Here is a 22550-nt window from a genome sequence, read left to right on the forward strand (position 1 = left end):
AACGGGCGAATGACGCTGTACAAGCGCGCATCTGCTTCGTATAAACCCCAGGTAACCGGGAGAAACGCATGCGCATTTTATTAATTGAAGACGATACGCTGATTGGCGATGGCCTGAAGGTCGGCCTGACCAAACTGGGTTTCAGCGTCGACTGGTTTGTCAGCGGCGAAGCCGGATTTCAGGCGCTCAACGCGGCGCCATGGGATGCCGTGGTGCTGGATCTGTCGCTGCCGCAACGTGACGGGCTGGACATCCTGCGCCAGTGGCGTGAGCAGGGCGCGGATGTCCCGGTGCTGATCCTCACCGCACGCGATGCGCTGGACCAGCGCGTGCAGGGCCTGCAACTCGGTGCCGACGACTATCTGTGCAAGCCGTTTGCGCTGACGGAGGTGGCCGCGCGTCTGCAGGCGCTGATTCGTCGCCGTCACGGTCAGCTGCAGCCAGAGCTGCGTCACGGCAGGCTGGTGATGGCTCCCGGCAGCCACAGCGTGACGTTGGATGGCGAAACGCTCAGCCTGAAAAGCCGTGAGCTGGCGCTGCTGGAGCTGTTCCTGCGCAATCCCGGTCGCGTGCTGACGCGCGCGCAGCTGGAGGAGAAACTATACAGCTGGGACGACGACGTCTCCAGTAACGCAGTCGAAGTGCACATCCATCATCTGCGTAAAAAGCTCGGCAGTCAGTTCATCCGCACCGTGCACGGCATTGGCTACACGCTGGGAGCGGCAGAATGAGTCTGTTCCTGCGGCTGGCCATCGGCTTTCTGCTGTTAATTATTCTGTGTGGTGCCAGTGCCACCTTTAGCGCATGGCAGCAGACGCGCGACACCGTTAATGAGCTGTTTGATACCCAGCAAATGCTGTTCGCCAAACGCCTGCTGGCGCTGGATGCCAGTCGCCTGCAGGCCGCCTCGCTGCCAAAAACCAAAGCGATTTTGCGCCACCATCGCGGCGATCAGGATGACGACGCGCTGGCCTTTGCGCTGTTCAGCGCCGACGGCAAACCGCTGCTGAACGACGGCGAAAACGGCCGCGATTTGCAGTTTACAGCGGATCGTGACGGCTTCCACGATGGTCGCCTGCGTGACGATGACGATCGCTGGCGGCTGCTGTGGCTGACGTCAGCCGATAAGCAGTGGCGCGTGGTGGTCGGACAGGAGTGGGAATATCGTGATGACATGACGCGCGATCTGGCACTGAGCAGTCTGCTGCCGTGGCTGGTAGCCATGCCGCTGATGCTGCTGTTGCTGCTGGCGCTGGTGTGGTTTGAGCTGCGTCCGCTGAAACGCCTGACTGCATCGCTGCAGCAGCGCGCGCCGGATGATGCCACCCCACTGACGCCGCAGCGCCTGCCGCTGGAGGTGAAGCCGCTGGTGGCGGCGCTTAATGGCCTGTTTGCCCGCATGGCACAGCTGGTCCAGCGCGAGCGACGGTTTACCTCCGATGCGGCGCACGAGCTGCGCAGCCCGCTGGCGGCGCTGCGCGTGCAGAGTGAGGTGATTCAGCTGGCCGGCGATGACGAGGCGATGCGTAACCATGCGCTGCAGCAGCTCGACAGCGGCATCCTGCGCGCCACGCGGCTGGTCGATCAGCTGCTGACGCTGTCGCGCGTCGAAGCAGACGATCTGCGCAGCGAATTTCAGCCAGTCCCCCTCGCGCCGTTGCTGCACCAGTTGGTCACCGAACACCAGGCACAGGCGGCAGCGCAGCACACCAGGCTGACGCTGACGGCTGACGCGGAACCGGTGATGAACGGTCATCCACTGCTGCTGGGTTTACTGCTGCGCAATCTACTGGATAACGCGCTGCGCTACACGCCGTCCGGCAGTGAGATTCAGCTGCGGCTTAGCGCGCGCAGGCTGGAGGTGGTGGATAACGGACCGGGCGTCAGCGCCGATCAACTGACGCGGCTGGGCGAACGCTTCTGGCGACCGCCGGGGCAGGCGCAAACCGGCAGCGGGCTTGGCTTGTCGATTGTGAAAAATGTGGCTCAGTTGCACGGCATCCGGCTAACCTTCAGCGCGGTGCAGCCGCAGGGGCTGCGCGTCACCCTCAGCTGGTGACGCGCGATGCGTCAGATTTCGACCTGAGTACCGAGCTCGATTACCCGGTTAGGCGGAATTTCAAACTGATCCGGCGCGCGCAGGGCGTTGCGCTGCAGCGCAAGGAACAGCTTGCCGCGCAGACGCAGATACCACGGGCGTTTGCCGATGATCAGCGACTCGTGTGACATAAAGAACGAGGTTTCCATCATGCGGCAGTTGAGCCCTTCGAGGCCGCAGCGGTGGAAAATCTCCTCGACGTTTGGCGTTTCGCGCCAGCCGTAGCTTGCCACCACGCGCCAGAAGGTGGGCGACAGCTGCTCAATGGTCACGCGACGCACGTTGTGCACATAAGGCGCATCTTCGGTACGCAGCGTCAGCAGCACCACGCGCTCGTGCAGCACCTTGTTGTGCTTCAGGTTATGCAGCATGGCAAAGGGGATGACATTGAGCGCTCGCGACATGTAGACCGCCGTGCCCGGCACGCGCACCGGCGGCGATTTCTCCAGCGAGGCGATCATCGCCTCCAGCGAATTGCCATGCTCATGCATACGACGCAGCAGGCGGAAGCGCTCGCTCTTCCACGTGGTCATCACGATAAACATCATCAGCGCCAGCGTCAGTGGCAGCCAGCCGCCGGAGAATACTTTGACCAGGTTGGCGGAGAACAGCGAAACGTCGATGCACAGCATCGCGATGAGAATCAGCACCACCAGATAGCGATTCCAGTGCCAGTTCTGAATCGCCACCGTTGAACACAGAATCGCGGTCAGCACCATGGTACCGGTCACCGCAATCCCGTAGGCGGCCGCCAGATTGCTGGAGTGCTCAAAGCCGACGATCACAATCACCACAGAGAAATAGAGCAGCCAGTTGATGACCGGAATATAAATCTGGCCGGATTCCTCTTCGGACGTGTGCACGATGCGCATCGGCGGCAGATAGCCAAGACGCACCGCCTGGCGCGTCAGCGAGAATACGCCGGAGATCACCGCCTGCGAGGCGATCACCGTGGCCAGCGTCGCGAGGATCAGCATCGGAATCAGCGCCCAGTCCGGCGCCAGCAGGAAGAACGGGTTTTTGATGGCCTCCGGATGCTCCAGCAGCAGCGCCCCCTGGCCGAAATAGTTGAGCACCAGCGACGGCAGCACCACCACAAACCATGCCAGGCGAATTGGAAACTTACCAAAGTGGCCCATATCGGCATACAGCGCTTCAACGCCGGTGATCGCCAGCACCACCGCGCCCAGCGCGAAGAACGATACCGTTTTGTACTGAATAAAGAAGTGCAGCGCCCAGTACGGGTTCATGGCGTGCAGCACCTCGGGATTATTGATGATACTGCGCGCACCCAGCACCGCCAGAATGATGAACCACAGCAGCATCACCGGCGCAAACAGCTTACCGACAATACCGGTGCCGTGTTTCTGAATCACAAACAGCAGCGTCAGTACCGCAATCGCCAGCGGCACAATGTAGCTATCGAGGCTCGGCGCGGCGATCTCCAGCCCTTCGATGGCCGAAAGCACGGATACCGCCGGCGTGATCACCACTTCCCCGTAGAAGAAGCTGCCGCCAATCAGCCCCATGATCACCAGAATCGCCGTGGCGCGTGCGCCGGTATTGCGGCCCGCCAGTGACATCAGCGTCAGGATCCCGCCTTCACCGGCGTTGTCGGCGCGCATCACATAACTGATGTATTTAAGCGAAACCACCAGAATCAGCAGCCAGAAGATCAGCGACAGAAAGCCAAACACCGCCTCGCGTTCCACGCCAAAGCCGAACTGACCAGAGAGACACTCGCGCAGGGTATAGAGCGGGCTGGTACCGATATCGCCATACACCACGCCGATCGCCGCCAGAGTGACTGCGCCAAGGGACTGTTTCTTATCCGAGCTCATAAGTTGTCTTTTGTTGGAGCCGCGCAGGCCTCAGCCCGGCGCTCAGATCATCAAAAAGCGCACAGTATGCACATATTCCCGAAAAAACCTACTTTTACCGTCTGGCATTACGCCGTCTGTGCAGCGTTTTTTCGCCGAAAATCGGCGCGAAATGCGCTGAAAACCCGCGATTTGCCTCACCTCAACCTTCTGAAACAAAAAAGCTGACGGCTATCAACGCTTTCACGCATGATAAACAGTAGAGTATTGCGCTCGCCAGAATATGACGGCACCAGGATCAGAAGGACAATGATGTGATTATGGCTCAACCCCATCTTTTGGCAGAAAGAATTTCTCGCCTCAGCAATGCCCTGGAGAAAGGGCTGTATGAACGGCATCATGCCATTCGTCTCTGCCTGCTGGCAGCGCTGAGCGGCGAAAGCGTGTTTCTGCTCGGGCCACCGGGCATCGCCAAGAGCCTGATTGCCCGCCGCCTGAAATACGCCTTCCAGCACGCCCGTGCCTTTGAATACCTGATGACCCGATTTTCCACGCCGGAAGAGGTGTTTGGCCCGCTGTCGATCCAGGCACTGAAAGATGAAGGCCGCTATCAGCGTCTGACCAAAGGCTATCTGCCGGATGCCGAAATTGTCTTTCTGGATGAGATCTGGAAAGCCGGTCCGGCGATTCTCAATACGCTGCTCACCGCCATCAACGAACGTCGCTTTCGCAACGGCGACAGCGAAGAGCCGATCCCGATGCGTCTGCTGGTCACCGCCTCCAACGAACTGCCGGAGGCTGACAGCGGTCTGGAAGCGCTGTACGACCGTATGCTGATCCGGCTTTGGCTCGACAATGTGCATGAAAAGCAGAACTTCCGCAGCATGCTGACCCACCAGCAGGATGAAAACGCCAACCCGGTGGCGGAATCGCTGTGCATCAGCGATGAAGAGTATCAGCAGTGGCAGAAAGGCATCAGCCAGGTCAGCCTGCCCGATCATGTGTTTGAGCTGATCTATCAGCTGCGTCAGCAGCTGGAGAATCTGCCAGAAGCGCCCTATATCTCCGATCGTCGCTGGAAAAAAGCCATCCATCTGCTGCAGGCCAGCGCGTTTTACAGCGGCCGCGTGGCGATTGCCCCGCTTGATCTGATCCTGCTGAAAGATTGCCTGTGGCACGACGTGGCGTCGATGCAGCTGCTGGACCGTGAAATTGATGCGCTGATGACGCAGCACGCGTGGCAGCAGCAGGCGATGCTGCACACGCTGCAGCAGATCAAAGCGCGCCGGCTGGCGCTGCAACAGCAGCAGAGCGTGGCGCAGGCGCTGACGCTGGAGAAGCACAGCGGCATGTTCAGCCGCAAACCGCACTATGAATTACCGGCCTCGATCACGGACGAACAGCTGACCCTGATGCTGCAACAGCCGCTGACGCTGCACGACATGCAGGTCACGCACGTGGTGGTGGCACGCGATGCGCTCAATCAGTGGCTGCTGAAAGCGGGCGAGATCCGCGGCAAGCTCAACGGCATCGGCTTTGGCCAGACGCTCGACCTGCTGGTGGATGCGCACCACTGTCTGACGCTGCGCGACGTCAGCCTGCAGTCCACGCGCCTGACGCTGCCGGGTGCCGCCAGCAGCAGCGACGTGCCGCAGGAAATCATTGAAGAGTACGACGCGCTGGAGGCCCAGCTGCGCGCGCAGCGCACGCTGTTTAGCCAGCACCAGCGCTGCCTGTTTATCAGCGACGACTGGCTGGCACGCATCGAAACCAGCCTGCAGGATGTGGCGGAACAGCTGAAACAGGCGAGAAAATGATCTCGCTGGAGACGCTCAGCACGCTGCTGTCGATTGGCGAAACCGAGCTGATCGAAGAGCTGATTGTGGCACTGCTGGCCTCGCCACAGCTGGCGCTGTTCTTTGAAAAATTTCCGCGCCTGAAACAGGCGATGATGGGCGAGCTGCCGCGCTGGCGCGCCGAGATTGCCGCCCAGATGAAAACCACGCCGGTGCCGGACGCGCTGGCGCGCGAATTTCAGCTCTTCCAGCAGATGCAGCTGCTCAGCAGCCACGCCTTCAGTGAGCAACTGCCCGCCATCATGACGCAGCTGAAAGCGCTGCCGTCCCCGTTTATCGAAGAGGCCAGCAAACTGCTGCTGCATACCGACAGCGCCCAGCTGAGCAATGCGCAGCACACGCTGTTCCTGCAGCGCTGGCGCCTGAGCCTGACGCTGCAAACCCTGACGCTGAACGAAACCCTGCTGGAAGAGCAGCGGGAACGCCTGATGGCTGAGCTGCAGCAGCGCATGGCCATCAGCGGCCAGCTGGCGCCGATTTTGACCGATGACGACGAAGCCGCCGCCGGACGCCTGTGGGATCTGAGCAAGGCACCGCTGCAGCATGGCGACTATGAGCTGATTGTGCAGTACGGCGATTTCCTCGCCCAGCAGCCGGAACTGATGAAACTGGCGCAGCAGCTGGGACGCAGCCGCGAAGCGAAATCGGTACCGTCACAGGATGCGCCGCTGGAAGCGTTTCATCAGCTGGTGCGCGAGCCGGACAACGTGCCGGAAGAGGTCAGCGGCATCCATCAGAGTGACGATGTGCTGCGTCTGTTGCCGCCGGAGCTGGCGGCGCTGAGCATCAGCGAACTGGAGCTGGAATTTTATCGCCGGCTGGTGGAGAAACGCCTGCTGACCTACCGGTTACAGGGCGATGCCTGGCACGAGAAAGTAACGCTTCGCCCGGCCAGCCATCAGCAGCACGAAGCGCAGCCGCGCGGCCCGTTCATCGTCTGCGTGGATACCTCCGGTTCGATGGGCGGTTTCAATGAACGCTGCGCCAAAGCGTTTTGTCTGGCGCTGCTGAAGGTGGCGCTGGCCGACAGGCGGCGCTGCTACATCATGCTGTTTGCTCACGAAGTGATTGGCTACGAGCTGACCGCGGATAACGGCATCGAGCAGGCAATCCGTTTTCTCAGCCAGCGTTTTCGCGGCGGCACCGATCTGGCCGCCTGCCTGTCTGCGGTGGTCACGCGTATGGAGGGCAGTCAGTGGCAGGAAGCCGATGCGGTGATCGTTTCCGATTTTATCGCCCAGCGTCTGCCGGACGACATCGTCAGCACTATTAAACAGCGCCAGCGTCACCACCAGCAACGCTTCCACGCCGTGGCGATGTCGGCGCACGGCAAACCCGGCATTCTGCGCATTTTCGATCACATCTGGCGCTTCGATACCGGCCTGAAAAGCCGCCTGCTGCGCCGCTGGAAACGCTAATTCATCAGGCAGAAATGCTAATTTGCTATAGTGAATTACCCGCTGTGTTTAATCAGCTTACGGAGTTCACTGTGACAACCGCTCATCTTCACGATCAATTGCCTGCGCCCACCCGCACCGTCCGGCTTTCCGGCAGCAGCAGCGACGCCAAACGCGCCGAACTGCTGGCCTATTTCACCCAGACCTGGGAGCTGTACGAAAGCCTGTTCGACTGCCTCGCCGATGAGCGCGCGTACTTTAATAAAGCCATCACCCTGCGCCATCCGCTGATCTTCTACTTTGGCCATACCGCTACTTTCTACATTAATAAGCTGATGGCGGGCGGTTATCTGCAGCAGCGCATTGACGATCGCATCGAGGCGATGATGGCGATCGGCGTGGATGAGATGAGCTGGGACGATCTCGACGACAGCCATTACAGCTGGCCGGACGTAGCCGAGGTGCGCGACTACCGTGGCAAAGTGAAAACCGTGGTAAGTGAATTCATCCGCACCATGCCGCTGGATCTGCCGATTGACTGGGACAGCCCGGCGTGGGTGATTCTGATGGGTATTGAGCATGAGCGAATTCACCTCGAAACCTCCAGCGTGCTGATCCGCCAGCTGCCGCTTGAGTGGGTTAAACCGCAGCCGCACTGGCCGGCGTGTCCGCAGGCGCGCCACGATCGTGCCTCGGTACCGGCCAATACGCTGGTGGCGATGCCTGGCGGGCGCGTCACGCAGGGTAAAACCGATGATACCTACGGCTGGGATAACGAATACGGCAGCCTTTCAACTGAGCTGAAACCGTTCAAAGCCAGCAAAATGCTGGTGAGCAACGCCGAGTTCTTTCATTTTATTGCCGCCAACGGCTATAACGAACGCCGCTGGTGGGATGATGAAGGCTGGGGCTGGCGCGAGTATGCCCAGGCGCAGATGCCGACTTTCTGGGTCGGCGACATTGCACAACCTGACGATCTCCGGCTGCGCCTGATGACCGAAGAAGTGGCGATGCCGTGGGACTGGCCCGCCGAAGTGAATCAGCTGGAAGCCGCGGCATTCTGCCGCTGGCTGGCGGAAGAGAGCGGCAAAGCGATCCAGCTGCCGTGCGAAGCCGAGTGGATGCAGCTGCGCGAGCAGGTTGCCGGCGATCAGCCGGACTGGATCGACGCGCCGGGCAACATCAATCTTGCCCGCTGGGCCTCTTCCTGTCCGGTAGACCACTTTGCCCAGGGTGACTTCTTCGACATTGTCGGCAACGTCTGGCAGTGGACCACCACGCCGACCAACGGCTTTGAAGGCTTCAGGGTACATCCGCTTTATGACGATTTCTCCACGCCCACCTTTGACGGCAAACATGCGCTGATCAAAGGCGGCAGCTGGATCTCCACCGGCAACGAAGCGCTGAAATCCTCACGCTACGCCTTCCGGCGCCACTTCTTCCAGCATGCCGGTTTCCGCTACGTGGTTTCCTCGCATCAGGAGAGCATGGCGCTGAATCCGTATGAAACCGACAGCATGGTGTCGCAGTACCTCGACTTCCAGTACGGCCCCGGCTATTACGGTGTGCCGAACTACGCGGCGGCGCTGGTCGATATCGTGCTGCCGCACTGCGCGCAGCGCGGCCACGCGCTGGATATCGGTTGCGCCACCGGTCGTGCCAGCTTTGAACTGGCGCGCCATTTTGCTGCGGTCACCGGCATGGATTACTCGGCGCGCTTTATCGACGTGGCGCTGCAGCTGACCTCGGGTGAGGATTTCCGTTACGTGGTGCCGGAAGAGGGAGAGCTGGTGGAGTATCGCCAGGTGCGGCTAAAAGAGTTTGGTTTCGATGAGACCCTGGCGCAGCGCATTCAGTTTGTGCAGGGCGATGCCTGTAACCTGAAACCGCAGCCCGATGGCTACGATCTGGTACTGGCCTCTAACCTGATCGATCGCCTGCGCCAGCCGAAGCGCTTCCTGCAGGACATCACGCCGATGATCCGCTCCGGCGGTTTGCTGGCCATCTCCTCACCTTACACCTGGCTGGAAGAGTTCACGCCGAAGGAGAACTGGCTGGGCGGTTTCCGTGAAAACGGTGAAGCGCTCACCACCTGGCAGGCGCTGCAACGACTGCTGCGCGATGCCTTTGAGGAGGTTGCGCCGCCGCAGGACGTGCCGTTTGTAATTCGCGAAACCGCGCGTAAGTTCCAGCACACACAGGCCCAGCTGACGCTGTGGCGTAAGCGCTAAAAAGCGTGCAGACAGCGGCAGCTCCGCTGTCTGCGCCTTGCCTGTCCCGCTAATTTGCTGCACATTCTCCCTGTTCAGAGAAGAAGAACCTAATGAGGATGGATGATGGCGGAACACCTGCAACTGGATAATCTCGACCGCGGCATTTTAAATGCGCTGCTGCAAAACGCGCGCACCGCGTACGCCGAACTCGCCAAGCAGTTCAACGTCAGCCCCGGCACGATTCACGTGCGCGTCGAGAAAATGCGTCAGGCGGGGATTATTCTGGGTACGCGCGTGGAGATCGATCCACGGCAGCTCGGATTTGATGTCTGCTGTTTTATCGGCATCATTTTGAAAAGCGCGCGCGACTATCCGGCAGCGCTCAGCAAACTGGAAGCGCTGGATGAAGTGGTGGAAGCCTGGTATACCACCGGCCACTACAGCATTTTTATTAAAGTGATGTGCCGCTCCATTGATGCGTTGCAGCAGGTGCTGATCAACAAGATCCAGACCATTGATGAAATCCAGTCCACCGAGACGCTGATCTCGCTGCAAAACCCGATCATGCGCACTATCAAGCCGTGATCGGCTTCCCCGCTGTGCATAACCTTATCCCGGGCGGATCGCTTTTGTGATGCGCCTTGTCGCCTGATGCTATCGACGATTAACCCTGTTTTCCACAGGTGGATCACCGCTTGATCACAGCGTACAATGCTCGCCTTTAGTGCGGGAGAGCATCATGGCCGATATTACCTTAATCAGTGGCAGTACCCTTGGCAGCGCCGAATATGTCGCTGAACATCTGGAAGAGAAACTGCAGGAAGCGGGCTTTTCAACCGAACTGTTGCACGGACCCGAGCTGGATGAGGTGCCGCAGGAGGGCGTCTGGCTGATTGTCAGCTCAACGCACGGTGCCGGCGAACTGCCGGACAACCTGCTGCCGTTTTATGAAGCGCTGCAGGAGAGCCAGCCGGATCTGTCAGGCGTCCGCTTTGGCGCAGTGGGTATCGGTAATCATGAATACGATCTGTTCTGCGGTGCGATCAAGCTGCTGGAGACGACGTTAACGCAGCTGGGCGCCAAACGTATTGGCGATCGGCTGGAGATCGACGTGCTGGAACATGAGATTCCGGAAGATCCGGCGGAAGTGTGGGTCGCCAGCTGGCACCCGCAGATTTAAGACGATCTTTGCTGGTCGGGGATCGGGTATTTGTGTCGATCCCCAGTTGATTCCGCTGTTTTATCGCCTTTTACCTGCGTCGCTCTGTGGATAAGATTCGTTATTTCATGCGTATAACCAGTAGTTATCCAAAGAACAACCGCTGATGCTTTTTTACGCTGTGCATAAGTAGCAAAGTTGATCTCAGCTTATACGGATCAGGATCACCGATCATTCACAGTAAACGATCCTCGCTAATCCCCTGTTGCCACAACGCTTTTCCGGGTTATCAACAGCCAGGGGCGATCCTAATAAGAGATCTAACAAAGAGATCATATAAAATACTTAAGATCCTTTCTTTTAAACCGCAGGATCCCGCGACTTTCGCCCTGAACAGAATTTCAGTAGAATCCACCGCCCAGGGCAACGATCCCTGTCCGAACACTAACGAGGACCCACTTCATGTTTTATCCAGATCCTTTTGACGTCATCGTAATCGGTGGTGGTCATGCGGGCACAGAAGCCGCGATGGCCGCTGCCCGAATGGGTCAGCAAACCCTGTTACTCACCCATAATATTGATACGCTGGGGCAAATGTCCTGTAACCCGGCGATCGGTGGCATCGGGAAAGGACACCTGGTTAAGGAAGTGGATGCCTTAGGCGGTTTGATGGCCAGCGCGATCGATCAGGCCGGTATCCAGTTTAGGATACTAAACGCCAGCAAAGGCCCGGCGGTGCGCGCCACGCGTGCACAGGCAGACCGGGTACTGTATCGCCAGGCGGTACGCACTGCGCTGGAAAACCAGCCGAACCTGATGATCTTCCAGCAGGCGGTTGACGATCTGATTGTGGAGAACGATCGCGTTGTCGGCGCCGTGACCCAGATGGGCCTGAAGTTCCGGGCGAAAACCGTCGTTCTGACGGTCGGCACCTTCCTGGACGGCAAAATCCACATCGGTCTCGATAACTACAGCGGTGGTCGTGCAGGCGATCCTCCGTCGATTCCGCTGGCTAAACGTCTGCGTGCGCTGCCGCTGCGCGTAAACCGCCTGAAAACCGGTACGCCACCGCGTATCGATGCCCGAACCATCGACTTTTCGGTGCTCACGCCGCAGCACGGAGATGACCCGATGCCGGTGTTCTCGTTTATGGGCCATGCCGGACAGCATCCGCAGCAGGTGCCGTGCTGGATCACCCATACCAACGAGCAGACACATGAAGTGATCCGCAATAACCTCGATCGCAGCCCGATGTATGCTGGGATCATCGAGGGGATCGGGCCACGCTACTGCCCGTCGATCGAAGACAAAGTGATGCGCTTTGCCGATCGTAACGCGCATCAGATTTTCCTTGAGCCGGAAGGGCTGACCAGCAACGAAATCTACCCGAACGGCATCTCCACCAGCCTGCCGTTTGATGTGCAGATGCAGATCGTGCGCTCGATGAAAGGTCTGGAGAACGCGAAGATCGTGCGTCCGGGCTACGCCATCGAGTATGACTTCTTCGATCCGCGCGATCTCAAGCCGACGCTGGAGAGTAAATTTATCCACGGCCTGTTCTTCGCCGGCCAGATCAACGGCACCACCGGTTATGAAGAAGCGGCAGCGCAGGGGCTGCTGGCCGGTCTTAACGCTGCGCGTCAGTCTGCGGACAAAGAGGGCTGGGCACCGCGTCGCGATCAGGCTTATCTTGGCGTGCTGGTCGACGATCTGTGTACGCTGGGCACCAAAGAGCCGTATCGCATGTTTACCTCGCGCGCCGAGTATCGTCTGATGCTGCGTGAAGATAACGCCGATCTGCGCCTGACCGAAACCGGACGTGAACTCGGCCTGGTCGACGACGCGCGCTGGGCTCGCTATAACCAGAAGCTGGAAGCGATTGAGCAGGAGCGTCAGCGTCTGCGTGACCTGTGGGTGCATCCAAAGTCTGAAAACGTCAGCGAAGTGAACACGGTAATCAGCGCGCCGCTGACCAAAGAGGCCAGCGCGGAAGATCTGCTGCGTCGTCCGGAGATGACCTACGAACTGCTGATGTCGCTGCCGAGCTACGGTCCGGCGCTGGCGGATGAGCAGGCCGCAGAGCAGGTAGAGATTCAGGTGAAGTATGAAGGTTACATCGCGCGTCAGCAGGAGGAGATCGATCGCCAGCAGCGCAATGAAAACACCTTACTCCCGGCCGACCTCGACTATCGCCAGGTAAATGGACTGTCGAATGAAGTGATCGCCAAACTCAACGACCACAAACCGACCTCTATCGGCCAGGCATCGCGTATTTCCGGCATCACGCCGGCGGCGATTTCAATTCTGCTGATTTACCTGAAAAAACAGGGCCTGCTGCGTAAAAGCGCCTGATCGACCCCCGGGGCGGGCACGCTCGCCCCTGTTAATGGAATTCTCGTCGTGATTAATAAACTCTCCCGGCTGCTGCAAGCGGCAAACATTTCCCTCTCCGATCAGCAAAAACAGCAGCTGGTGGGTTATGTCGAACTGCTGCACAAGTGGAATAAAGCCTACAACCTGACCTCGGTGCGCGATCCGCAGCAGATGCTGGTGCGCCACATTCTCGACAGCATCGTGGTAGAACCCCACCTGCAGGGTGAGCGCTTTATTGATGTCGGTACCGGACCGGGCCTGCCGGGGATCCCGCTGGCGATTGTCCGCCCGCAGGCGCACTTTACGCTGCTGGACAGCCTCGGGAAACGCGTGCGTTTCCTGCGTCAGGTGCAACATGAGTTAGGGCTTACTAACGTCACGCCGGTGCAGAGCCGGGTGGAAGAGTTCCCGGCTGAGCCGCCGTTTGACGGGGTGATCAGCCGCGCCTTTGCATCGCTGGAAGACATGCTGAACTGGTGCCACCATCTGCCGGGGGCAACAGGCCACTTCTATGCGCTGAAAGGCGTCAGGCCGGATGACGAAATTGCCGCGCTGCCTGCTGGCTTCGCCATCGAAAAAATTGCGCCTCTGCGGGTGCCGGAACTGGAAGGTGAGCGTCATCTGGTGGTGATCAGGCGGCAATAGTCGCGCAAACGGTGTGGATTTATCGTGATTCATGCCGTTTGGCTTAGCGCAGCAGCCGGCTAAAAAAACAGCGGTTGAACGCGTCACGATAAACGCTTTTATTCAACAGGGCAGGGGAAGCGGGTTAACATCCGCCGCGGAAATTATCCGAAAACCTCTGTTACATTTAACGAATAATTCACATTTCATTATCAGTTACATCACTTTAACCGCTGTATTTACTGTGACGAATAGTCACGGCGGAAAATATAACTCTGCAATAAATCGGCGGACGTAATATCAGTTTTACGTTTTTATTGCTGTGGGTGATGTCAATAGAGTGTTTTTATCGAAAATCTGGCGCTAATCCAGGAGCAATAATTCTATCTTACTGATTGAAAAGTAAATTACGGGTTTCATTAATTGCGCGGCAGGGGTTAAAAAGCAAATTATCGCTGCCGGGGGTGCTTATAATGTGATCTGAAGCACGCTTTAAAAGCAAGTCTGCCGGGCAATTTCAAGCCTGTTTCGTCAGGCAGGCCGAAGCGGATGTTTTGAAAAATAGCCCTCCAGAAAGAAATTTAAATAATTGTTCACCTTTTCGCTACTTACCGATTGAAATCGCAGGTGCGGCCCGTATAATTTGCACGGCTTTTGCTGCTTGACTCAAAAGAGTAAAGGCAGTCTTATACGACACGCGACATACCCCGTTCGGGGCAGGAGAGTTAAGCGTCATGTCAGTGTCTCTTTACAGTGTGAAATTAGCCCGAACCGTGCTGGTGATCCAGCTGGTGACCTTTGTCGTAATCGGTGCGCTGTTTGCCCTGAAAGATGTCACCTGGGGCGCCTCTGCCATCGCGGGTGGTGCGGCAGCCTGGCTGCCAAACGTACTGTTTATGTTTTTAGCCTGGCGCCTGCAGGATCAAACTCCGGCAAAAGGGCGTGTCGCCTGGAGCTTCGCCTTTGGTGAAGTGCTCAAGGTGTTTGCCACCGTTGTTTTTCTCGTTGTGGCGTTAGGTGGATTTGGAGCGGTCTTCTGGCCACTCGCAATCACCTGGTTATCGGTGCTGGTGGTACAAATCGTCGCGCCGGCTGTAATTAACAACAAAGGGTAAGAGGCATCATGGCCGCAGGAGAGATCTCAACGCCGCAGGAATACATAGGTCATCATCTGACACATCTTCAGATGGACCTGCGTACTTTCGAGCTGGTGAATGCACACGACGCGCCAGCAACGTTCTGGACGTTAAACCTGGACTCCATGTTTTTCTCTGTTGTACTGGGACTGGTGTTCCTGGTGCTGTTCCGTAAAGTGGCGAAAAGCGCCACCAGCGGTGTGCCAGGGAAAATGCAGGCGGCTATCGAGCTGGTCGTTGGCTTTGTTGATAGCAACGTCCGCGACATGTACCACGGTAAGAGTAAAGTTATCGCCCCGCTGGCTCTGACGATTTTCGTCTGGGTCTTCCTGATGAACTTCATGGATCTGCTGCCTATCGATTTGCTGCCGTTTATCGGCGAGCACTATCTGGGCCTGCCGGCGCTGCGCGTCGTGCCGTCTGCAGACGTGAACATCACGCTGTCTATGGCGCTGGGCGTATTTATTTTGATTCTGTTCTACAGCATCAAAATGAAAGGTGTAGGTGGCTTCGCCAAAGAGCTGACGCTGCAGCCTTTTAATCACCCGATCTTCATCCCCATCAACCTGATTCTTGAAGGTGTTAGCCTGCTGTCTAAACCGGTTTCGCTCGGTCTGCGACTGTTCGGCAACATGTATGCGGGTGAGCTGATCTTTATCCTGATTGCCGGTCTGCTGCCGTGGTGGTCGCAGTGGGTGCTGAATGTGCCATGGGCCATTTTCCACATCCTGATTATTTCGCTGCAGGCTTTCATTTTCATGGTCCTCACGATTGTCTATCTGTCGATGGCATCTGAAGAGCATTGATTTTTATCTCAACAACTTAGCTTTTAACTGAAACAAACTGGAGACTGTCATGGAAAACCTGAATATGGATCTGCTGTACATGGCTGCCGCTGTGATGATGGGTCTGGCGGCAATCGGTGCTGCGATCGGTATCGGCATCCTCGGAGGTAAATTCCTGGAAGGCGCAGCGCGTCAGCCGGATCTGATTCCTCTGCTGCGTACGCAGTTCTTTGTTGTAATGGGTCTGGTGGATGCAATCCCAATGATCGCTGTTGGTCTGGGTCTCTACGTGATGTTTGCTGTCGCCTAAAGCCTGTAGCCGTGGTTCACTCATGGCACGCAGTGTGATGAGGAACGGATTCTGCCGTTTATCGCTGATAGCGGCAGAGCAAGTTAACTTAATAAGAGGCATTGTGCTGTGAACATTAATGCAACAATCCTCGGCCAGGCCATCGCGTTCATCCTGTTTGTCGCGTTCTGCATGAAGTACGTATGGCCGCCGATTATGGCTGCCATCGAAAAGCGCCAGAAAGAAATTGCTGAAGGCCTTGCTTCTGCTGAACGCGCGAAGAAAGATTTGGATCTCGCGCAGGCCAATGCGACCGACCAGCTGAAAAAAGCCAAAGAAGAAGCTCAGGTCATTATCGAGCAGGCGAACAAACGCCGTGCCCAGATTCTGGACGAAGCCAAAACTGAAGCTGAGACTGAACGTAACCGCATCGTGTCTCAGGCGCAGGCAGAAATCGAAGCCGAGCGCTCACGTGCACGTGAAGAGCTGCGTAAGCAAGTCGCGCTGCTGGCCTTAGCTGGCGCCGAGAAGATCATCGAACGTTCCGTGGATGAAGCTGCTAACAGCGACATCGTTGATAAACTGGTCGCTGAACTGTAAGGAGGGAGGGGCTGATGTCTGATCTGATTACTGTAGCTCGCCCCTACGCCAAAGCAGCTTTTGACTTTGCTGTTGAGCATCAAAGTATCGACCGCTGGCAGACCATGCTGGCGTTTGCCGCAGAAGTGGCTCGCAACGAACAGATGGCAGAACTCCTTTCCGGTGCATTGGCACCGGAAGCCTTGTCTGCTTCTTTCAACGCAGTCTGTGGTGATCAACTTGATGAACACGCTCAGAACCTGATTAAGGTTATGGCGGAGAACGGACGTTTGACAGCGCTTCCAGCGGTACTGGAACAGTTCATTCAACTGCGTGACGCTTATGAAGCGACAGCCGAAGTTGATGTGATCTCCGCCAGTGCGCTGAGTGACAGCCAGCTGAGTAAAATCAGCGCCGCGATGGAAAAACGTCTGTCACGCAAAGTTAAGCTGAATTGCAAAATTGATAAGTCTGTAATGGCAGGTGTGGTTATCCGTGCGGGTGACCTGGTGATTGATGGCAGCGTGCGCGGCCGTCTTGACCGTCTGGCAGACGTCTTGCAGTCTTAAGGGGACTGGAGCATATGCAACTGAATTCCACCGAAATCAGCGAACTGATCAAGCAGCGCATTGCTCAGTTCAATGTCGTGAGCGAAGCTCACAACGAAGGTACTATTGTTTCTGTAAGTGACGGTATCATCCGCGTACACGGCCTGGCCGATGTAATGCAGGGTGAGATGATTGCTCTGCCGGGCAACCGTTACGCTATCGCACTGAACCTCGAGCGTGACTCTGTAGGTGCAGTAGTGATGGGTCCGTACGCTGACCTCGCCGAAGGCATGAAGGTGAAGTGTACTGGCCGTATCCTGGAAGTGCCGGTTGGCCGTGGCCTGCTGGGCCGCGTGGTTAACACCCTGGGTGCACCGATCGACGGTAAAGGCGCTATCGACAACGATGGCTTCTCACCGGTTGAAGTGATTGCACCAGGCGTTATCGACCGTCAGTCAGTCGACCAGCCTGTTCAGACCGGTTACAAATCTGTCGATGCGATGATTCCAATCGGCCGTGGCCAGCGTGAGCTGATCATCGGTGACCGTCAGACCGGTAAAACTGCGATGGCCATCGACGCCATCATCAACCAGCGCGATTCTGGCATCAAGTGTGTCTACGTCGCGATCGGTCAGAAAGCCTCTACCATCTCTAACGTGGTACGTAAGCTGGAAGAGCACGGTGCGCTGTCTAACACCATCGTGGTTGTCGCTTCCGCTTCTGAATCCGCTGCGCTGCAGTACCTGGCTCCGTATGCCGGTTGCGCGATGGGTGAATACTTCCGTGACCGCGGTGAAGATGCGCTGATCGTTTATGATGACCTGTCTAAGCAGGCTGTTGCTTACCGTCAGATTTCTCTGCTGCTGCGCCGTCCGCCGGGTCGTGAAGCATTCCCGGGCGACGTGTTCTACCTCCACTCTCGTCTGCTGGAGCGTGCATCACGCGTTAGCGCTGACTACGTTGAGCGTTTCACCAACGGTGAAGTGAAAGGCCAGACCGGTTCTCTGACCGCGCTGCCGATCATCGAAACCCAGGCGGGTGACGTTTCTGCGTTCGTTCCGACCAACGTAATTTCGATTACCGATGGTCAGATCTTCCTGGAATCGAACCTGTTCAACTCCGGTATCCGTCCAGCCGTTAACCCGGGTATTTCGGTATCCCGTGTTGGTGGTGCTGCACAGACCAAGATCATCAAGAAACTGTCCGGTGGTATTCGTACCGCGCTGGCACAGTATCGTGAACTGGCAGCGTTCTCTCAGTTCGCTTCCGATCTGGACGATGCAACGCGCAAACAGCTGAGCCACGGTCAGAAAGTGACCGAGCTGCTGAAGCAGAAACAGTATGCACCGATGTCTGTTGCACAACAGGGTCTGGTACTGTTCGCTGCCGAGCGCGGCTTCCTGAACGACGTTGAACTGGCGAAAATCGGCAGCTTCGAAGCCGCTCTGCTGGCGTTCGCCGATCGCGAACACGCGGAGCTGATGGCTGAAATCAACCAGGCGGGTAACTACAACAACGAAATCGAAGAGAAGCTGAAAGGCCTCCTCGAAACGTTTAAAGCAACCCAGTCCTGGTAATGTCTGGCGGCTTGTCTGAAAAGGCAGGCCGCAAGGCTTTGAGGAGAAGCTAATGGCCGGCGCAAAAGAAATACGTACCAAGATCGGAAGCGTGAAAAACACGCAGAAGATCACCAAAGCGATGGAAATGGTCGCCGCCTCCAAAATGCGTAAAACGCAGGAACGCATGGCGGCCAGCCGTCCGTATGCAGATACCATGCGCAAAGTGATTGGTCACCTTGCTCTGGGTAATCTGGAATACAAGCACCCTTACCTGGATGAGCGCGACGTTAAGCGCGTCGGCTACCTGGTCGTTTCGACTGACCGCGGGCTTTGTGGTGGTTTGAACGTTAACCTGTTCAAAAAATTGCTGGCAGAAATGAAAGGCTGGTCTGATAAAGGCGTGCAGAGCGATCTGGCGATTATCGGTTCCAAAGGCGTTTCTTTCTTCGGCTCTGTAGGTGGCAACGTCGTGGCTCAGGTTACCGGCATGGGCGATAAGCCTGCGCTGTCCGACCTGATCGGCCCGGTAAAAGTGATGTTGCAGGCTTATGATGAAGGCCGCATCGACAAGCTGTATATCGTCAGCAATAAGTTTAATAACACCATGTCTCAGACTCCGACCATTACCCAACTGCTGCCGTTACCGCCAGCGGAAGGTGAAGAAGAGATGAAGGCGAAGACCTGGGATTACCTGTACGAACCCGATCCGAAAGCGCTGCTGGATACCCTGCTGCGTCGTTATGTCGAATCGCAGGTTTATCAGGGTGTGGTGGAAAACCTGGCCAGTGAGCAGGCTGCACGTATGGTGGCCATGAAAGCGGCAACCGATAACGGCGGAAACCTGATCAAAGAGCTGCAGTTGGTGTACAACAAAGCTCGTCAGGCCAGCATCACTCAGGAACTTACCGAGATCGTCTCGGGAGCCTCCGCGGTTTAACCAGGCATATATCCCGTCGCGCGAGCGCGGCCGGATATTCTCGTATTAGGTAGAGGATTCAAGATGGCAGCTGGAAAGATTGTCCAGATTATCGGCGCCGTAGTTGACGTCGAATTCCCTCAGGACGCGGTACCGCAGGTATACAGCGCTCTCGAGGTAAAAAATGGTGATGCTCGTCTGGTGCTGGAAGTTCAGCAGCAGCTGGGCGGTGGCGTGGTGCGTACCATCGCCATGGGTTCTTCTGACGGCCTGAAGCGCGGTCTGGAAGTCACCGACCTGAAAAAACCTATCCAGGTTCCGGTTGGTAAAGCAACACTCGGCCGTATCATGAACGTGCTGGGTGAGCCAATCGACATGAAAGGCGACCTGAAAGAAGAAGACGGCAGCGCTGTAGAGGTTTCCTCTATTCACCGCGCAGCGCCTTCTTATGAAGATCAGTCAAACTCCCAGGAACTGCTGGAAACCGGCATCAAGGTTATCGACCTGATGTGTCCGTTCGCGAAGGGCGGTAAAGTCGGTCTGTTCGGTGGTGCGGGTGTGGGTAAAACCGTAAACATGATGGAGCTGATCCGTAACATCGCGGCTGAGCACTCAGGTTATTCGGTCTTTGCCGGCGTGGGTGAGCGTACTCGTGAGGGTAACGACTTCTACCACGAAATGACGGACTCCAACGTTATCGATAAAGTAGCGCTGGTGTATGGCCAGATGAACGAGCCGCCGGGTAACCGTCTGCGCGTAGCACTGACCGGTCTGACCATGGCGGAAAAATTCCGTGATGAAGGCCGTGACGTTCTGCTGTTCATCGACAACATCTACCGTTACACCCTGGCCGGTACAGAGGTTTCTGCACTGCTGGGTCGTATGCCATCGGCGGTAGGTTATCAGCCAACGCTGGCTGAAGAGATGGGTGTGCTGCAGGAGCGTATTACCTCCACCAAGACCGGTTCAATCACCTCCGTACAGGCCGTTTACGTTCCTGCGGATGACCTGACTGACCCGTCACCAGCAACCACCTTTGCTCACTTAGACTCAACCGTTACGCTGAGCCGTCAGATCGCGTCACTGGGTATCTACCCGGCCGTTGACCCGCTGGACTCTACCAGCCGTCAGCTGGATCCGCTGATCGTCGGTCAGGAGCACTACGACGTCGCGCGTGGCGTTCAGTCGCTGCTGCAGCGTTACCAGGAGCTGAAAGACATCATCGCCATCCTCGGCATGGACGAGCTGTCTGAAGAAGACAAACTGCTGGTGGCACGTGCGCGTAAGATTCAGCGCTTCCTGTCTCAGCCGTTCTTCGTAGCAGAAGTCTTCACCGGTTCTCCGGGTAAATACGTGACGCTGAAAGACACCATCCGTGGCTTCAAAGGCATCATGGAAGGCGAATTCGACCACCTGCCAGAGCAGGCGTTTTACATGGTCGGCGCGATCGAAGAAGCTGTCGAAAAAGCGAAGAAACTGTAATAACGGTTTCCCAGGAGGAGTGGTATGGCTATGACTTATCATCTGGACGTGGTCAGTGCGGAGCAGCAAATGTTCTCCGGTCTGGTGCAGCGTATCCAGGTGTCAGGTAGCGAAGGTGAGCTGGGTATTTACCCGGGCCACGCCCCGCTGCTGACTGCCATCAAGCCTGGTATGATTCGCATCGTTAAACAGCACGGCGAAGAGGAGTATATCTACCTCTCTGGCGGCGTGCTGGAAGTACAGCCGGGCAGCACGACCGTTCTGGCCGACACTGCAATTCGCGGTGAAGACCTCGACGAAGCGCGCGCGCTGGAAGCGAAACGTAAAGCAGAAGAGCACATGAACAGCAGCCACGGCGACGTGGACTATGCTCAGGCCTCTGCGGAGCTGGCGAAAGCTATCGCGAAACTGCGCGTCATCGAGCTGACCAAAAAAGCGATGTAATCAGGCTTTATGCGTCACGAAATGCCAGCCCCCGGGCTGGCATTTTTTTTGCCTGCTGCCGGTGCGCATAAATGCGCACCCTACGAATAGCTATGCTAGTGGGCGCCATTCATGGCGACCAAATGTCGGTGCGCATAAATACGCACGCTGTCCAAAACCGCACAATCACCCCGTAGATACCGTCTTGCCGGTTACCTGGCAAGACATATTTCGGCATCGAACGGACGACCCGATTTCAGCACGCCATAAGCCAGCTGCAGCAGCTTCTTCATCGCCGCGCACACCACGACTTTTCCCGTTTTCTTACCCGCATCCAGCCGTTTCTTCAGCGCACTCACCGCCGGATTCCACTTCATCGCCACTATCGCAGGCATGTACAGGGCCTTGCGCATCGCGCTGTTGCCCATCTTCGATATCCTGCTTTTGCCCTTCCACTCACCGGACTCCTGCCGCATCGGATTCAGACCCACCCACGCCACAAGCGCCTTGCTGCTGCTGAACCTCGACATGTCCCCCAGATACGCCAGCATCGTGCTGCTCAGCACGCCCGCGATGCCCGGGATGGACTCCAGCAGTTCCCTGTTCTTTTTAAGGCCCGGATCATTGTCGATATGGTCGTTTATTGCCCGCTTCGTTTCGTCTATCTGCGCATCCAGCGCCGCAATGACCACGCGGATTGAGGGCTGCACCACCGCATCCGAGACCTCCAGCCGGTTCTCTTCCATCTGCCGCATTTCCTGAAGATTCGTCAGGCGCTTCACCAGCGCCTTCAGCCTGCGTTCATTCAGCGGCGCCGGCTGCCACAGCGACGGGCCGTGCAGTTTACAGTAGCGCGCTATCATGCGCGCATCGTCTTTATCCGTCTTGTTACGGCTCAGCTCCGCCTGTCCGAAGCGCCTGATGCGCGCGGGATTTTCCACGCTGACATCATAGCCTTCGTCGTGCAGGAAGGTGGCCAGCGGCTCACTGTACGCGCCGGTAGCCTCCATGCAGATATGGCAGCAGCCGAACGGCTCCAGCCATTTTTTCAGGGCGATAAAGCCCTTAGGGGTGTTGGGAAAGACTTTGGTTTTGTAAGACGTGTCGCCTTTCCAGACGGCCACATCAAACTTTCCGGAGGCAACATCAATGCCGACAGGCATACGGGTTTGCATAGATTCTCCTTAACAGCACAGGGAAACCGCCATGACCATCCTTATGGATGCGTGCTCGGGGCACAGGATACCGTCCGGTCTTGAAGGCGGGAGTTAAGTTGCCGGGGATGAATCTACG

At 57.2% G+C, this 22550-nt stretch carries 20 protein-coding genes; 18 read left to right on the top strand and 2 right to left on the bottom strand.

Annotation, left to right across the window (positions count from 1 at the left end):
• The first annotated feature begins 68 nt into the window (after positions 1-68).
• Both qseB and qseC read left to right on the top strand, forming a co-directional pair.
• On the top strand, positions 69-731 hold the full coding sequence (qseB, locus tag C1N60_RS19850; protein ID WP_394521232.1) for a quorum sensing response regulator transcription factor QseB: 663 nt from the start codon (positions 69-71) through the stop codon (positions 729-731).
• Entirely contained in the window at positions 728-2059 is a 1332-nt protein-coding gene (gene qseC / locus C1N60_RS19855; RefSeq protein ID WP_394521233.1) for a quorum sensing histidine kinase QseC, read from the top strand. Before qseB ends, qseC begins: the two co-directional genes overlap by 4 nt.
• Before the next feature lie 11 nt (positions 2060-2070).
• Here qseC and kup read toward each other — a convergent pair whose 3' ends face one another.
• Positions 2071-3939, bottom strand: coding sequence for a low affinity potassium transporter Kup (gene kup / locus C1N60_RS19860; protein ID WP_021508177.1), 1869 nt, complete (start codon positions 3937-3939; stop codon positions 2071-2073).
• Between the two features lie 299 nt (positions 3940-4238).
• On the opposite strand from kup, the gene ravA reads away from it, so the two are divergent.
• The 16 genes from ravA to C1N60_RS19940 all read left to right on the top strand — a co-directional run bounded on the left by ravA (position 4239) and on the right by C1N60_RS19940 (position 21278).
• Positions 4239-5735 carry an ATPase RavA gene (gene ravA / locus C1N60_RS19865; protein WP_104189839.1) on the top strand — a complete coding sequence of 499 codons (1497 nt, stop codon included), beginning with the start codon at positions 4239-4241 and terminating at the stop codon, positions 5733-5735.
• Positions 5732-7192: an ATPase RavA stimulator ViaA gene (gene viaA, locus C1N60_RS19870; protein WP_058770715.1), complete on the top strand. Its 1461-nt coding sequence runs from the start codon at positions 5732-5734 to the stop codon at positions 7190-7192. The genes ravA and viaA overlap by 4 nt, the downstream gene beginning before the upstream one ends.
• 71 nt (positions 7193-7263) lie before the next feature.
• Complete coding sequence (gene ovoA, locus C1N60_RS19875; protein WP_394521234.1) at positions 7264-9402, top strand: 5-histidylcysteine sulfoxide synthase; 2139 nt, start codon at positions 7264-7266, stop codon at positions 9400-9402.
• Between the two features lie 105 nt (positions 9403-9507).
• Positions 9508-9969: a transcriptional regulator AsnC gene (gene asnC, locus C1N60_RS19880; protein ID WP_007893613.1), complete on the top strand. Its 462-nt coding sequence runs from the start codon at positions 9508-9510 to the stop codon at positions 9967-9969.
• Positions 9970-10123: 154 nt separating this feature from the next.
• Positions 10124-10564, top strand: a complete 441-nt coding sequence (gene mioC, locus C1N60_RS19885; RefSeq protein ID WP_021508182.1) for an FMN-binding protein MioC — start codon at positions 10124-10126, stop codon at positions 10562-10564.
• Positions 10565-11005: 441 nt separating this feature from the next.
• Positions 11006-12895: a tRNA uridine-5-carboxymethylaminomethyl(34) synthesis enzyme MnmG gene (gene mnmG / locus C1N60_RS19890; protein WP_021508183.1), complete on the top strand. Its 1890-nt coding sequence runs from the start codon at positions 11006-11008 to the stop codon at positions 12893-12895.
• Between the two features lie 48 nt (positions 12896-12943).
• Positions 12944-13561 (top strand): 16S rRNA (guanine(527)-N(7))-methyltransferase RsmG, encoded by a 618-nt coding sequence (gene rsmG, locus C1N60_RS19895; protein WP_021508184.1) that lies wholly within the window; start codon positions 12944-12946, stop codon positions 13559-13561.
• Between the two features lie 713 nt (positions 13562-14274).
• Entirely contained in the window at positions 14275-14655 is a 381-nt protein-coding gene (gene atpI, locus C1N60_RS19900; RefSeq protein WP_021508185.1) for a F0F1 ATP synthase subunit I, read from the top strand.
• 8 nt (positions 14656-14663) lie between these two features.
• Positions 14664-15482 carry a F0F1 ATP synthase subunit A gene (atpB, locus tag C1N60_RS19905; RefSeq protein WP_031279833.1) on the top strand — a complete coding sequence of 273 codons (819 nt, stop codon included), beginning with the start codon at positions 14664-14666 and terminating at the stop codon, positions 15480-15482.
• A gap of 49 nt (positions 15483-15531) precedes the next feature.
• Positions 15532-15771 (top strand): F0F1 ATP synthase subunit C, encoded by a 240-nt coding sequence (gene atpE, locus C1N60_RS19910; protein WP_003849523.1) that lies wholly within the window; start codon positions 15532-15534, stop codon positions 15769-15771.
• 108 nt (positions 15772-15879) lie between these two features.
• Complete coding sequence (gene atpF / locus C1N60_RS19915) at positions 15880-16350, top strand: F0F1 ATP synthase subunit B (RefSeq protein WP_021313757.1); 471 nt, start codon at positions 15880-15882, stop codon at positions 16348-16350.
• Positions 16351-16364: 14 nt separating this feature from the next.
• On the top strand, positions 16365-16898 hold the full coding sequence (gene atpH / locus C1N60_RS19920; protein ID WP_021508187.1) for a F0F1 ATP synthase subunit delta: 534 nt from the start codon (positions 16365-16367) through the stop codon (positions 16896-16898).
• A 14-nt stretch (positions 16899-16912) separates the two neighbouring features.
• On the top strand, positions 16913-18454 hold the full coding sequence (gene atpA, locus C1N60_RS19925) for a F0F1 ATP synthase subunit alpha (RefSeq protein WP_021508188.1): 1542 nt from the start codon (positions 16913-16915) through the stop codon (positions 18452-18454).
• A 52-nt stretch (positions 18455-18506) separates the two neighbouring features.
• Positions 18507-19373 (top strand): F0F1 ATP synthase subunit gamma, encoded by an 867-nt coding sequence (gene atpG, locus C1N60_RS19930; protein WP_021508189.1) that lies wholly within the window; start codon positions 18507-18509, stop codon positions 19371-19373.
• A gap of 63 nt (positions 19374-19436) precedes the next feature.
• On the top strand, positions 19437-20834 hold the full coding sequence (gene atpD / locus C1N60_RS19935) for a F0F1 ATP synthase subunit beta (RefSeq protein ID WP_021508190.1): 1398 nt from the start codon (positions 19437-19439) through the stop codon (positions 20832-20834).
• Between the two features lie 24 nt (positions 20835-20858).
• Complete coding sequence (locus C1N60_RS19940) at positions 20859-21278, top strand: F0F1 ATP synthase subunit epsilon (protein WP_021508191.1); 420 nt, start codon at positions 20859-20861, stop codon at positions 21276-21278.
• 191 nt (positions 21279-21469) lie between these two features.
• Here the strand turns inward: C1N60_RS19940 and C1N60_RS19945 are convergent, their stop codons facing one another.
• The gene (locus C1N60_RS19945; protein WP_021312959.1) at positions 21470-22432 is read right to left on the bottom strand and encodes an IS110 family RNA-guided transposase; all 963 of its coding nucleotides are present in this window, start codon (positions 22430-22432) and stop codon (positions 21470-21472) included.
• Positions 22433-22550 lie beyond the last annotated feature (118 nt).

It is taken from the genome of Pantoea sp. SGAir0184 (assembly GCF_043544755.1).

Excerpts from the sequence above, each read along its gene's own strand:
- C1N60_RS19945 (WP_021312959.1), bottom strand. The coding sequence starts at position 22,432 with ATGCAAACCCGTATGCCTGTCGGCATTGATGTTGCCTCCGGAAAGTTT.
- qseB (WP_394521232.1), top strand. The coding sequence starts at position 69 with ATGCGCATTTTATTAATTGAAGACGATACGCTGATTGGCGATGGCCTG.
- atpG (WP_021508189.1), top strand. The coding sequence starts at position 18,507 with ATGGCCGGCGCAAAAGAAATACGTACCAAGATCGGAAGCGTGAAAAAC.
- atpA (WP_021508188.1), top strand. The coding sequence starts at position 16,913 with ATGCAACTGAATTCCACCGAAATCAGCGAACTGATCAAGCAGCGCATT.
- ravA (WP_104189839.1), top strand. The coding sequence starts at position 4,239 with ATGGCTCAACCCCATCTTTTGGCAGAAAGAATTTCTCGCCTCAGCAAT.
- asnC (WP_007893613.1), top strand. The coding sequence starts at position 9,508 with ATGGCGGAACACCTGCAACTGGATAATCTCGACCGCGGCATTTTAAAT.
- C1N60_RS19940 (WP_021508191.1), top strand. The coding sequence starts at position 20,859 with ATGGCTATGACTTATCATCTGGACGTGGTCAGTGCGGAGCAGCAAATG.
- atpE (WP_003849523.1), top strand. The coding sequence starts at position 15,532 with ATGGAAAACCTGAATATGGATCTGCTGTACATGGCTGCCGCTGTGATG.
- atpD (WP_021508190.1), top strand. The coding sequence starts at position 19,437 with ATGGCAGCTGGAAAGATTGTCCAGATTATCGGCGCCGTAGTTGACGTC.
- atpB (WP_031279833.1), top strand. The coding sequence starts at position 14,664 with ATGGCCGCAGGAGAGATCTCAACGCCGCAGGAATACATAGGTCATCAT.
- atpI (WP_021508185.1), top strand. The coding sequence starts at position 14,275 with ATGTCAGTGTCTCTTTACAGTGTGAAATTAGCCCGAACCGTGCTGGTG.
- mioC (WP_021508182.1), top strand. The coding sequence starts at position 10,124 with ATGGCCGATATTACCTTAATCAGTGGCAGTACCCTTGGCAGCGCCGAA.
- atpH (WP_021508187.1), top strand. The coding sequence starts at position 16,365 with ATGTCTGATCTGATTACTGTAGCTCGCCCCTACGCCAAAGCAGCTTTT.
- viaA (WP_058770715.1), top strand. The coding sequence starts at position 5,732 with ATGATCTCGCTGGAGACGCTCAGCACGCTGCTGTCGATTGGCGAAACC.
- qseC (WP_394521233.1), top strand. The coding sequence starts at position 728 with ATGAGTCTGTTCCTGCGGCTGGCCATCGGCTTTCTGCTGTTAATTATT.
- mnmG (WP_021508183.1), top strand. The coding sequence starts at position 11,006 with ATGTTTTATCCAGATCCTTTTGACGTCATCGTAATCGGTGGTGGTCAT.
- kup (WP_021508177.1), bottom strand. The coding sequence starts at position 3,939 with ATGAGCTCGGATAAGAAACAGTCCCTTGGCGCAGTCACTCTGGCGGCG.